This window comes from Winogradskyella psychrotolerans RS-3 (genome assembly GCF_000427335.1).
GTDB classification, from domain to species: Bacteria; Bacteroidota; Bacteroidia; order Flavobacteriales; family Flavobacteriaceae; genus Winogradskyella; species Winogradskyella psychrotolerans.
On the sequence record NZ_ATMR01000117.1, the window covers coordinates 65,577 to 78,807 of the forward strand.

Annotated in this window: 11 protein-coding genes and 1 pseudogene; 8 read left to right on the forward strand and 4 right to left on the reverse strand. The window is 34.3% G+C overall.

What is annotated here, in order from left to right:
* Window positions 1–75: 75 nt before the first annotated feature.
* The 4 genes and pseudogenes from ADIWIN_RS11695 to ADIWIN_RS11710 all read right to left on the reverse strand — a co-directional run bounded on the left by ADIWIN_RS11695 (window position 76) and on the right by ADIWIN_RS11710 (window position 5,231).
* Complete coding sequence (locus tag ADIWIN_RS11695) at window positions 76–1,242, reverse strand: formimidoylglutamase (RefSeq protein ID WP_020896474.1); 1,167 nt, start codon at window positions 1,240–1,242, stop codon at window positions 76–78.
* Between the two features lie 6 nt (window positions 1,243–1,248).
* Window positions 1,249–3,791 (reverse strand): annotated as a pseudogene (gene topA, locus ADIWIN_RS11700) (type I DNA topoisomerase).
* 161 nt (window positions 3,792–3,952) lie between these two features.
* Window positions 3,953–4,387 carry a hypothetical protein gene (locus ADIWIN_RS11705; protein ID WP_152487255.1) on the reverse strand — a complete coding sequence of 145 codons (435 nt, stop codon included), beginning with the start codon at window positions 4,385–4,387 and terminating at the stop codon, window positions 3,953–3,955.
* Window positions 4,388–4,433: 46 nt separating this feature from the next.
* Window positions 4,434–5,231, reverse strand: coding sequence for a hypothetical protein (locus ADIWIN_RS11710; protein WP_020896478.1), 798 nt, complete (start codon window positions 5,229–5,231; stop codon window positions 4,434–4,436).
* 180 nt (window positions 5,232–5,411) lie between these two features.
* Between ADIWIN_RS11710 and miaB the strand changes: the two genes are divergently transcribed.
* From miaB to groL, 8 genes are all read left to right on the forward strand, one after another.
* The gene (gene miaB, locus ADIWIN_RS11715) at window positions 5,412–6,857 is read left to right on the forward strand and encodes a tRNA (N6-isopentenyl adenosine(37)-C2)-methylthiotransferase MiaB (RefSeq protein WP_020896479.1); all 1,446 of its coding nucleotides are present in this window, start codon (window positions 5,412–5,414) and stop codon (window positions 6,855–6,857) included.
* A 13-nt stretch (window positions 6,858–6,870) separates the two neighbouring features.
* Complete coding sequence (locus ADIWIN_RS11720; protein ID WP_020896480.1) at window positions 6,871–7,803, forward strand: hypothetical protein; 933 nt, start codon at window positions 6,871–6,873, stop codon at window positions 7,801–7,803.
* Window positions 7,804–7,805: 2 nt separating this feature from the next.
* Window positions 7,806–9,071, forward strand: a complete 1,266-nt coding sequence (locus tag ADIWIN_RS11725) for a sigma 54-interacting transcriptional regulator (protein WP_020896481.1) — start codon at window positions 7,806–7,808, stop codon at window positions 9,069–9,071.
* Between the two features lie 105 nt (window positions 9,072–9,176).
* Window positions 9,177–9,680 (forward strand): LptE family protein, encoded by a 504-nt coding sequence (locus ADIWIN_RS11730; RefSeq protein ID WP_040757170.1) that lies wholly within the window; start codon window positions 9,177–9,179, stop codon window positions 9,678–9,680.
* Window positions 9,681–9,683: 3 nt separating this feature from the next.
* On the forward strand, window positions 9,684–10,646 hold the full coding sequence (locus ADIWIN_RS11735; RefSeq protein WP_020896483.1) for a DUF8458 domain-containing protein: 963 nt from the start codon (window positions 9,684–9,686) through the stop codon (window positions 10,644–10,646).
* Window position 10,647: 1 nt separating this feature from the next.
* Complete coding sequence (gene secG, locus ADIWIN_RS11740; protein ID WP_020896484.1) at window positions 10,648–10,980, forward strand: preprotein translocase subunit SecG; 333 nt, start codon at window positions 10,648–10,650, stop codon at window positions 10,978–10,980.
* A 171-nt stretch (window positions 10,981–11,151) separates the two neighbouring features.
* Window positions 11,152–11,427 (forward strand): co-chaperone GroES, encoded by a 276-nt coding sequence (locus ADIWIN_RS11745; RefSeq protein WP_020896485.1) that lies wholly within the window; start codon window positions 11,152–11,154, stop codon window positions 11,425–11,427.
* A 97-nt stretch (window positions 11,428–11,524) separates the two neighbouring features.
* Window positions 11,525–13,153: a chaperonin GroEL gene (gene groL / locus ADIWIN_RS11750; RefSeq protein WP_020896486.1), complete on the forward strand. Its 1,629-nt coding sequence runs from the start codon at window positions 11,525–11,527 to the stop codon at window positions 13,151–13,153.
* Window positions 13,154–13,231: the final 78 nt, after the last annotated feature.

Below are 13,231 nucleotides of genomic sequence, written 5' to 3' on the forward strand. Positions count from 1 at the left end.
TTTTTTTTGCACTTTACCCTGAAAATAAGCATTTCGTCGATTAAAAAAGTGTTAAAATCGGATTAAACGTTTATTTTAAAAGCTATTCTTCCGGTAAGCCTTATACCAACGCTCAGGTATTTCACCTTGAGTAGCATGCACATAATCGGAGTGCATGCATGGTAATAACGTATGCTTTTTTAATTTATTATTAACGTTTGGTAAAAAAGGAATTTCAATCCACCAACGACCTGTTTTTAAACTTTTGTAAAAAATTAATTCATCATCCTCTACCAAAACATTATATTTTTGGTAATGATTTTCATTGTGAAAATCGTCATCCTTAACTCTGCAATTTACACCTTCAATAAAATACCATATCATTTGCGCTATTAGCATTGACGTTGAGCTATCATTTTTAGATCCTTGGTATTCATAAATCCCAAACGATGACACTTTATTACTTATACCTGCGTATCTACTTATAGCACAAATTTCTTTTCCGGAAAAACCATTAGGTGAATACTTCTGATTTTCACTTACTTCAGAAGCTCTAACCGACTTTAAATCTACCGATACAATATGTGCATCTCGCATCAATGGCTCTACCCTACTGATGTCTCCTGATATTTCACCTAATCGATAGGCCTCAAAGTACAACTTTTCTATAAGATCTATTTCTTCTTGGGAGTTAAAATATGTTTGATAGCCAATTGTAGAATAATTAAATAGATTATAAGGCTCTTCTACAATGACTTTACCGACGTAACTATTATTCTTAATTGGAAGATTTGCATCACCCAAATCAAAATTACTATCGACACTTACCACATTCACCATTGGCATGAGAGAATCGTAGGCACGATAATTAGCGTATGTTAAATCTTGACTTCCTCCTATGATAATAGGAATGATATTTTTTTCTACTAAAACAGATATCGCCGTACGGATTGCGAAGTAAGTATCTTCAACCGTTTCTCCTGGTTCAATATCACCAAGATCTGCTAATGTTGTATGCCAGTTACCTGGAAACAACGTGTAGAGTGTTTTACGAATAGGGTCAAAATTCACATGAGCACCAATAAAATTGACGTCATTTCTATTTTCTTGAACTCCAATAATCGCCATTTGTACGTTTTCCAAATCTGGAACACCATTTTGACGAGAATGCACCTTAATTTTTTTCCCTAGCGCTTGTTGCGCTATTAGTTCATTATGAGCTAAAACCGCATCTGATACAGGCGTAAGGAAATTAAAATTCATATCCAATTATTTCTTTTTAGTTGTAGCTTTCTTCTTTGTAGCAGTTTTCTTCGTCGCCGTTTTCTTAGGGGCTTTCTTTTTTGCAACCTTCTTTTTAGGTGCGTTTTTTTCGAGAATCTCTTGCGCTTTCTCTAAAGTCATTTTAGTCACATCCACTGTTTTGGCTAACTCTACTTTTTGCTTGCCTTTTATAATGTTGTGTCTTCCCCATCTTGCTTTCTCTACTCTTACTCCTTCATCTTCCCAGTTATGGATAACCTTATCAATTTCTTTTTGAATTTTTCTTCAATCAAAGTAATAATATCCTCTTCAGATAAATTATCCCAATCGTATTTTTTATTCACATTAATAAACATGTTGTTCCATTTTATAAATGGCCCAAAACGTCCTTTACCTTTTGTAACTTCTATATCTTTATACATATATATCGGAGCATCTGCTTTTTCTTTCTCCTTAATATATATTAATGCTTCATCCATCTCTACACTCAACGGATCAACACCTTTTGGTAATGACACGAATTTTTTGCCAAACTTAACATATGGCCCAAAACGTCCATTATTAACCTCAACTTCTTCGTCCTTATAATGGCCTAATGCTTTTGGAAGCTTAAACAAGTCCATGGCCTCTTCAAAAGTTATAGAACCTAATTGTTGGTCTGGTGATAAACTTGCATACTGAGGCTCTTCTTCATCGTCAGGTTTACCTAACTGCACCAATGGTCCAAATTTACCAAGTCGTACTAAAACTGTTCGACCTGTTTTTGGATCTATACCTAATTCGCGTTCCCCAGATTCTCGTTCTGCATTTTCTTGTACATCTTCGACTTGTGGATGAAAGCCTTTGTAGAAATCCTTCATCATTTCACGCCAATCTTGCTTACCTTCAGCAATATCATCAAAACGATCTTCTACTCTTGCCGTAAAGTTATAATCTAGGATGCTTTCAAAATGGTTAACTAAGAAATCGGTAACAATAATACCAATATCTGTAGGTACTAATTTCCCCTTATTAGAACCGGTTTGTTCTGAAAGCGTGTTATCTTTTATCGTTTGATTTTCGAAAACTAATTGTTTGTAGCTTCTTTCATCACCTTCATTCGTTCCTTTTTCTACGTAGTTTCTATTTTGAATTGTAGAAATAGTTGGTGCGTAAGTAGACGGACGACCAATTCCTAGCTCTTCCAATTGCTTCACTAATGAAGCTTCTGTGAATCTTGCAGGCGGTCTTGTAAAACGCTCGGTTGCTGTGATGTATTTATTTTTAAGAGGTTCACCAACTTTTAAATCTGGTAAAATTCCTTCTTGTTCTGCGTCTTCATCATCTGTTCCTTCTAAATATACTTTTAGAAACCCTTCAAACGTGATGATTTCTCCATTAGCTGTGAATTGTTCGCTAATTTTATTTTTAGAATTGATTTGAATTTTAAGATTGGTACGTTCTAATTTAGCATCACTCATTTGAGATGCGATAGCACGTTTCCAAATTAAATCGTATAACCGCGCTTGATCGCGTTCTGCACTAACAGTATGATTTGAAAAATCTGTTGGTCGTATAGCTTCGTGAGCTTCTTGCGCTCCTTTAGACTTACCTTTATAATTTTTTGGATTACTAAACTTAGCACCGTAAGCTGATGTGATTTCGCTCTCCGCTCCTTTTTTAGCTTCATCAGATAAGTTGACACTATCTGTTCTCATATAGGTGATGAAACCAGCTTCGTACAAACGTTGTGCATTGGTCATCGTTCTACTTACAGAGTAGCCTAGCTTACGAGACGCTTCTTGTTGAAGTGTTGATGTTGTAAATGGCGCAGCTGGTGATTTTTTAGCAGGCTTCTTTTGAAGGTCTGACACCTCATATGAAGCTCCCATATTATCATTTAGAAATTTTAAAGCCTCTTTTTCAGACTCGAAATTCTTTGGTAATTTAGCTTTGAATGAATTACCGTCTTCGTTGGTAAATTCTGCATCTATTCTATAAGATGCGGTTGTTTTAAATCCTTGCACATCGCGTTCGCGTTCTACAATTAAACGAACCGAAACCGATTGTACTCTACCTGCAGATAAACCTCCTTTAACTTTTCTCCATAATACAGGAGACAATTCATAACCAACAATACGGTCTAAAACACGTCTTGCCTGTTGTGCATCTACTAAGTTATAATCTATACTTCTTGGATTCTCTATAGCTTTCTGTATCGCCGTTTTTGTAATCTCATGGAATACAATACGTTTAGTCTTTTCTTTATCTAATTTTAAAGTTTCGGCTAAATGCCAAGCAATTGCTTCTCCCTCGCGATCCTCATCACTCGCTAGCCAAACAATATCTGCTTTCTTTGCTAATTCTTTTAATTTCTTAACGACATCTTTCTTATCTTTAGAAACCTGATACTTAGGCATAAAGTCTCCTTCTACATCAACTCCTAATTCTTTAGACGGTAGATCTGAAATGTGTCCAAAACTGGACTCCACTTTAAAATCTTTTCCTAAAAATTTTTCAATAGTTTTAGCCTTTGCAGGTGACTCAACAATAACGAGATTCTTTGACATTCTTAAATTTTTGCGTTTACAAATGTATATGAAAATTAAGTTACAATCCTAATTTGGTCGTAAATACCATACATTTTATCGTGATTAGAATGTTATAAAAAACAGAAGAAGCCCTACAAATTATAAGGCTTCTTCGATTTATAAAAATTTTTAAATCTTAATTAATAGCTATATAAAACGGATTCTGACAAACCCTCTATATTTAACAAAACTTCATTCGTTCCTTCGACTTTTAACAAGGACAAATCAAAAGTCTCTGCCTTTTCAAGCACTACTGAACAATCTTGATTATTAAAAAGTGTCAATTTCAAATAACGTTGAGACGGCATGGATTCTGCAATATTCTCAGAATCTATTAATGTTAACACCCAATCGTTATTGTCACAACCACTAGTAGTCACATCAACAGTTAAACAATCTCCGCTTAAATCAACATTTAAGACACCATAATTATCAGATTCAGAAGTTTCGTAAGCTTCATTATCACTTACCACTTCTAATCCGCATGGCAACAGTATCACATCATCTTCATGGCATTGAAAACTCATCAAGAACATTGAGACTAACGAAAACATTATAATTTTTCTAAGTTTCATAAGTATATCTTTATTAAAGAGATATGAAACACATTAAACGGTTGCGTTAAAAAGTTGACAATTGTTCAATACGTCGCATCTGATCATCCTCTTCATCAAAGCCTACAACATCTTTATATATAAAATAGGTAGGCAAATAGCTAAATGACGATGTAATATACACCCCAAATCCACACATTAAAAATCCAATTACCATCGCTAAAAATCCGGTCAAAAACATTAACCCAAATGATAAAAACCATTTTTTATTACCAAGGTCAAAACCTAATTTAATAATTTCAGAAACTGATAAATCGGGATTAAAAGCATACACTACAACAATAAAAGACAATGGCACAACAACGTATATTATAGGAAGGAAACATAATAGTGTTGCTAAAAGCGCAATACCAGTAAATGCAACACCTAGCTTAACAGTTTTACCTAAATACGGCTTTTTGAAGAAATAAAAATAATCCTCTTTGCCCAGTTGCTCTAAGTCCTTAAGTTTACATATTCTATAAAAAGCAGCTTTTAAGCCAAGTCCGATTGCACTCATAGCTACAACGAGAAAAATATAAACTACAAAAAACACCAATCCGAAAGCAAAACCCATTCCGGAATTCCCATAAGAACCGTACGCATCATAACTATCACTAACAGTTAAAGCATTAATAAAACCAAAAAACAATAATGGAATATAAACAACCATTATTACTGGTATTGCCAAAACAATATTTAGTAGTAACATTACCAATCCTTGTACCCAAACTTTTTTAAATAATTCTATGGATTGATTAAATATAGTTCCAAAATCTAATGCATTGGCATTTTGAATTTTGCTTCTAATTTCTGTGCTGTTCATCTTTAGTTATATAATTTAGTTCGCCAAAAGAAATCTATTTTTTTTAGATACTCAAGAAAAACGTTATTCTAAACAGGTTTTAAATTATAATTAAACATTATGACTGCCACTTTGTCACAATCTATAAAAATAATATTACCTTTGCATACTTATTGAGAATTGAAGTATTCACTACAGCTGATGGAAAAAATTATAGACGAAAACAAACAAGGAGAAACCTTAATCATAGACAAGAAAGAAGGTAACCAACGGAAACTATTTATTGAGAGTTATGGTTGTGCAATGAATTTTAGCGACAGTGAAATTGTTGCTTCCATTCTGTCTGAGCAAGGTTTTAATACCACAAAAATACTTGAAGAAGCAGATCTTGTTTTGGTAAACACGTGTTCTATTAGGGACAAAGCTGAACAAACCGTTAGAAAACGACTGCAAGAATATAATGCCGTAAAACGTATAAATCCAAAAATGAAAGTTGGTGTTTTAGGGTGTATGGCAGAACGACTAAAAACTAAATTCTTAGAAGAAGAAAAAATTGTAGATTTAGTTGTAGGTCCAGATGCTTATAAGGATTTACCTAATCTGCTTGCCGAAGTTGAAGAAGGAAGAGATGCTATTAACGTTATACTTTCTAAAGAAGAAACCTACGGAGATATTTCACCTGTTAGGTTAAACAGTAATGGAATAACGGCTTTTGTGTCGATCACTCGTGGTTGTGATAACATGTGTACCTTCTGTGTTGTACCATTTACACGAGGAAGAGAACGCAGTAGAGATCCACAAAGTATTATTGAAGAAGTAAACGACTTATGGGCTAAAGGGTTTAAAGAAATTACGCTTTTAGGACAGAACGTTGATAGTTACCTATGGTATGGAGGTGGTTTAAAAAAGGATTTTAATAATGCTTCAGAACTTCAGAAAGCCACTGCTGTAAGCTTTGCTAATCTTTTAGAACTATGTGCTAAAGCACAACCAAAAATGCGTATTCGATTTTCTACATCTAATCCGCAAGATTTTACCATGGATGTTATTGAAACCATGGCCAAATACGATAACATTTGTAATCACATTCATTTACCAGTACAAAGTGGAAGTGATCGTATATTAAAAGAAATGAATCGTTTGCATACACGCGAAGAATATTTTGAGATTATCGATAATATTAAGCGTATCATTCCTGAATGCGCAATAAGTGTCGACTTAATTGCTGGTTTCCCAACAGAAACTGAAGAAGATCACCAAGACACCTTATCTTTAATGGAATATGTAAAGTATAATTTTGGTTATATGTTTACCTATTCTGAACGACCTGGAACCCTAGCTGGTCGTAAAATGGAAGATGATGTACCCGAAACTATTAAAAAGCGTCGTTTAAAGGAAATTATTCTATTAGAACGAAAGTATAGCGAAATTAATACCCGAGCGCATCTTAATAAAACAGTAGAAATTTTAATAGAAAAAGCATCTAAAAAATCGGACTTACAATGGTCTGGAAGAACCTCTGATAACACAGTGGCCGTTTTCCCTAAAGAACATTATAAAGTTGGAGATTTAGTTAATGTACTCATAACAGATTGCACAAGTGCAACGCTTATAGGAAAAGCTATTGACTATTCTAAAAACAATTAATAATAAAAAACAAATGAAGAAATTAGCCTTAGCATTATTCACGTTAACTCTTATAACCTCTTGTGATGTAGAACCATTAGATCCGGCTTTCACTCAAGGAGGTGGTAGTCAAGGAGGTGGCAGCGGTAGCGAGAGTACCGACTTAACGATGTCTACTTACGAGCTAGACACGCAGATTAATTTAGTATTTTTTGGTATTCCAATTGAAACAATCACCAATTCAGATTTTAACATTGCTAATGATAAAATTATATCTGGCACTAATGCGTTATCTGCTGAAGGCAGTCCGTTTGAAACCGAAAATCTTATCATTACACGTAATAACTCTGGACAAATTATTAACGATAAATCTGTAAATTCATCAGGGGTAACTACTAACGAAACAGTAATAACCTACACAAATGGCGTAGTATCTAATATCACTTATGAGTATTACGGAGATGACGAAGACGATTACAACTACAATTTTACTTACGACGGAAACATTATTACAAGAACAGAAGTTGGTTCTACTATTTCTACGCAATTTACCGTAGATGGTTCTGACCGTGTTATTAAGAAAGAATCTTTTGATGGAGAGTTTTCTATTCAGTTTGAAACCGTATCGTACAATGCAGTAGGTAATATTACAAGCAGCACAACAACTGGTGAAACACAAAGCAACACCACTTATCAGTTTGACAACGAAACAAACCCTTTGCAAGTAATTTACGAAGACAATTATATTTTAACCTTCTTAAAAGATGATTATTCAGACGAAATCGGAGGTCAGATCGCACAATTCTTGTCTACAAACAATTGGAATGGCGCCTCTTTCGATGGCACTACTTTCAATTTTGATTTAGAATATAATTCTGCAGGACGTATAGTAAGTAGAGATATCGCTTATGATTTTGGACCTGAGCTATCATTTGAATTCAACGAAAGATTTTCATACGTAAATTAATTATGGAATCAATTCAAGCTATAAAGCAACGTTTCGGTATTATAGGAAACGATACAAAACTTAATCGCTCCATAGAAAAAGCAATTCAAGTATCTCCTACCGATATTTCGGTTTTAGTTACTGGCGAAAGTGGTGTAGGTAAAGAAAGTATTCCTAAGATTATTCATCAACTATCGCATAGAAAACACGGCAAATATATTGCTGTTAACTGTGGTGCTATACCAGAAGGCACTATTGATAGTGAATTATTCGGGCACGAAAAAGGAGCTTTTACAGGGGCCACAGCAACGCGTTCAGGGTACTTTGAGGTCGCTGACGAAGGAACTATTTTTTTAGATGAAGTTGGAGAATTACCACTAACAACACAAGTACGTTTATTGCGTGTTTTAGAAAATGGTGAATTTATAAAAGTAGGGTCTAGTAAAGTTCAAAAAACTAATGTAAGGATTGTAGCGGCTACAAACGTTAATATGTTTGAAGCTATTAAAAAAGAAAAGTTCAGAGAAGATTTATATTACAGACTGAGTACTATAGAAATCAACTTGCCACCTTTAAGAGATCGGAAAGAAGATATTCACCTATTATTCAGAAAATTTGCTAGTGATTTCGCCTTAAAATATAAAATGCCAACAATTAAATTAACTGACGATGCTGTTAATTTGTTAGTAAAGTATAGGTGGAATGGTAATATTAGACAATTACGAAATGTTGCAGAACAGGTTTCCGTTTTAGAGCAAACCCGTACTATCGATGGTATTACAATTCAGAACTATTTACCAAGCATAGGCAGCAACTTACCAGCTGTAGTTAAAAATTCTAAATCAGAAAGTGATTTTAGTAGTGAGCGTGAGATTTTATACAAAGTCTTATTTGACATGAAGAGCGATCTAAACGATCTTAAAAAGCTGACCATGGAACTCATGAAAAAAGGCAGTGATTCTGATGTTCAAAAAGATAACGAGCATTTAATTGAAAAAATATACGGTGAAGATAAGGACGAAGAATTTGAAGCTGCTGTAGAAGATTTAGAAGTTTTATCTCTTGGAGAACATACAGAGGCAGATGAAAATAGTGTTTCAGAAAGTGATGACAAATATCATTTTGCCGAAGAAATAGAAGAAGAGGAAACGCTGTCTTTACATGACAAAGAATTAGAATTGATTAAAAAATCCTTAGAACGTCATGGCGGAAAACGCAAATTAGCGGCAGCCGAATTAGGTATAAGCGAGCGAACACTCTATAGGAAAATCAAACAATTTGATCTTTAAGATAAATTTATGAGGACTATAGAAATATTCTTAATCCGTAAGTCGTTTACTAATACCAGATTAAAAATCTAAAAACTTCATTAACAAACAACAAACACGTATTAAATGAATTCATTAAAATATTTTTTCATAGTTGTTATTTGCCTTGCATGCTATAGTTGTAAGGTTAATTATTCATTTACAGGAATTACAGAAACTCCAGAAACTTTTCAAGTTAATTTCTTTCAGAATAACGCTGATTTGGTAGAGCCAGGTTTGGATCAATTATTTACAAATGCGCTTCAAGATCTTATTGTTAATCAAACCAGTGCACAATTAGTAAACACAGGGGGGGAAGTTATTTACGAAGGTGAAATTATAGAATACCGTATTGCTCCTATGACAGCTACGGCTGAAAATACAGCTGCACAAAACCGATTAACCATTGGAGTTAAAGTGCGCTATATTAACACAAAAGATGAAGAAAAAGATTTTGAAAGAACATTTTCATTCTTTTACGATTATGGAGCTAGCGAACAACTTTCAGGTAGTATAAAGGATACCGCCTTCGACGAAATATTAGAACGTTTAACACAAGATATTCTTAACGCTTCTTTAGCAGACTGGTAAACTATGCAGCTTCAAGATTTAACATATTTATTACAACATCCAGAAGCGGTTACAGCATCTCAAACCGAACTACTTTCTTCTGCAATTAAAGAGTACCCTTATTTTCAATCTTTAAGAGCATTATACCTTAAAGGTTTAAAACAAAAGGAAAGTTACAAGTATAATAACGCTTTAAAAATCACAGCTGCTCACACCACAGATCGCAGCGTGTTGTTTGATTACATTACTTCAGACATTTTCAATCAAAATGAAATATCTGAACAGATTAAACAAAACACAGAGTATATCAAATCTATTGAGGTTAATGCTGTAGATGATATTTCAGTCAATAAAAGTGTTACAATCGATGATGCTTTAAAAGAACATATTAAAGCTACAGAAGGTGTTTTAGACCCAGGTTTATTTGAGATAAAACCAATGCCTCAACCTAGATTGGTGTCAAAAATTGAAGATTCCATTATCGCTGTTGATGTTAAAAATATCACACCAGAAAAAGAGCTTAAAATTGGTACGCCTTTAGAATTTGATAAAACCGAAAATCATTCATTTACAGAATGGTTAAAAATTACGAGTTTTAAACCTATTGTGCGCGACGAAATTAAAGCTAAAACTAAAAACGACGTTAAACCTGAAACCAAAAACAACGTTGAAATAGAGCCGTCTGAACAAGAAACGCTATCTCCTCTTCAGAAAAAACTTGCTATTATAGATAAGTTTATAAGCGAAAATCCAAAGATAAAACCCGTTTCTAGCAATTCACCAAAACCAAAGTTAGTTAACAATGACAACCCTGTTTCAGATAGTTTAATGACTGAAACTTTGGCACGAATATATCTAGAGCAAAAAAATTATGAGAAAGCAATTCAATCTTACAAAATTTTAAGTTTGAAATATCCAGAAAAAAGTAGTTTCTTTGCACACCAAATAAAATTGGTGAAAGAATTAAAAGATAATAATACCATATAAAATGAGTGCATTTTCAATATTTTTAGTCCTAATCGTAATCGTAGCCTTCTTACTTGTTGTAGTAATTATGGTACAAAACCCTAAAGGTGGAGGGTTATCATCATCTTTTGGTGGTGGTGGCACCCAACAAATGGGAGGTGTAAAGAAAACTGGAGACTTTTTAGATAAGAGTACATGGTTTTTAGCTACCGGATTAATTATTTTAATCTTAGCGTCTAATTTAACTATTAACTCTGGAGGTTCTGTTGAATCTAAAGCTTACGACGCTGATGAAACTACTGAAATGCCTGTATTACCAGCTGCACCTGCAACAGATACTACATCTGACGAATAATATAAAACTTATTCTTACCATATACATTGAGCCAACTTTTTAAGTTGGCTTTTTTTATACCCACAAATTCGGCAGATAGGTCTGAAACTTTGTCAGATTTTCGCTATTGGCATAATTTTCGAAATACGCTAAAGCGTAATTAATTAAGTAACTAAAAAAACATATAACAAAATGAGTTTAAACATTAAACCTTTAGCAGACCGAGTTCTTGTAGAACCAAAGGAAGCTGAAACAAAAACAGCTTCAGGTATTATTATTCCAGATAATGCAAAAGAAAAACCTCAGAAAGGAACTGTTGTAGCCATTGGTAATGGTACAAAAGACGAACCTTTAACGGTTAAAGTTGGCGACACTGTACTTTACGGAAAATATGGTGGTACAGAGCTTAAACTTGAAGGTAAAGATTATTTAATGATGCGTGAGAGCGACATCCTTGCAATTATCTAAATTGCTTTTCGCTATCAGCCTTTCGCTGTTAGCACAAAAAATTAAAATTAAAACTCAGCCAAAAGCTAAAAGCTAATGGCTAAAACCTTAAATAGAAATGGCAAAACATATAAAATTTGATATTGAAGCACGCGACGGATTAAAACGTGGTGTTGATGCTTTAGCAAACGCAGTAAAAGTAACGTTAGGCCCAAAAGGTCGTAATGTAATTATCGGAAGATCATTTGGTGCACCACAGGTGACTAAAGATGGTGTTTCTGTAGCAAAAGAGATTGAGTTAGAAGACGAGCTTGAAAACATGGGAGCGCAAATGGTAAAAGAAGTTGCCTCTAAAACTAACGATTTAGCTGGTGATGGTACAACAACTGCAACCGTATTGGCTCAAGCAATTGTAAAAGAAGGTCTTAAAAACGTTGCTGCTGGCGCAAACCCTATGGATTTAAAACGTGGTATTGACAAAGCTGTTGAGGCAATTGTTAAAGATTTAGAAAAACAAGCTCAAAAAGTAGGTAGCGATTCTGATAAAATCAAACAAGTTGCTGCAATTTCGGCAAACAACGATGATACTATTGGTGATTTAATCGCTAAAGCATTCGCTAAAGTTGGTAAAGAAGGTGTAATTACTGTTGAGGAAGCTAAAGGAATGGAAACTTACGTTGACGTTGTTGAAGGTATGCAGTTTGACAGAGGTTACTTATCTCCTTACTTCGTTACAGATGCTGATAAAATGATTGCTGATTTAGAGAATCCATACATTTTATTATTTGATAAGAAAATTTCTAACTTACAGGAAATTCTTCCAATATTAGAACCAGTTGCACAATCTGGGCGTCCGTTATTAATCATCGCAGAAGATGTTGATGGACAAGCATTAGCAACTTTAGTAGTTAATAAATTACGTGGTGGACTTAAAATCGCTGCTGTAAAAGCGCCAGGTTTTGGTGATAGACGTAAAGCAATGTTAGAAGATATTGCTATCCTTACAGGTGGCGTTGTTATTTCTGAAGAAAGAGGTTTCTCTTTAGAAAATGCAGATCTTACAATGTTAGGTACAGCTGAAACTGTAACTATAGACAAAGACAACACCACAATTGTTAATGGTGCAGGTAAAGAGGCTGATATTAAAGCGAGAGTTAACCAAATTAAAGCTCAGATTGAAACGACGACTTCTGATTACGACAAAGAAAAACTTCAAGAACGCTTAGCAAAATTAGCTGGTGGAGTTGCTGTACTTTATGTAGGTGCTGCTTCTGAAGTTGAGATGAAGGAAAAGAAAGATCGTGTTGATGATGCTTTAAATGCTACACGTGCTGCAGTCGAAGAAGGTATTGTTGCTGGTGGTGGTGTTGCTTTAGTGAGAGCTAAGAAATGTTTAGAGAAAATCACTACTGAGAATATAGACGAAACAACTGGTGTACAAATCGTAAACAAAGCGATTGAATCTCCATTAAGAACAATCGTAGAAAATGCTGGTGGTGAAGGTTCTGTAGTTATCAATAAAGTTTTAGAAGGCAAAAAAGACTTTGGTTACGATGCTAAATCTGAAACTTATGTAGACATGCTTAAAGCTGGAATTATTGACCCTAAGAAAGTAACTCGTATCGCTTTAGAAAATGCCGCTTCTGTAGCTGGTATGATCTTAACGACTGAATGTGCTTTAGTAGATATTAAAGAAGATGCACCTGCTATGCCAATGGGCGGAGGCGGAATGCCAGGCATGATGTAGGTCGAGAGCCTCGACATGCAAAGAACTCACTGTTATGAATAATAGTAGTGAAAAACACATATTATACATAATAAAGCT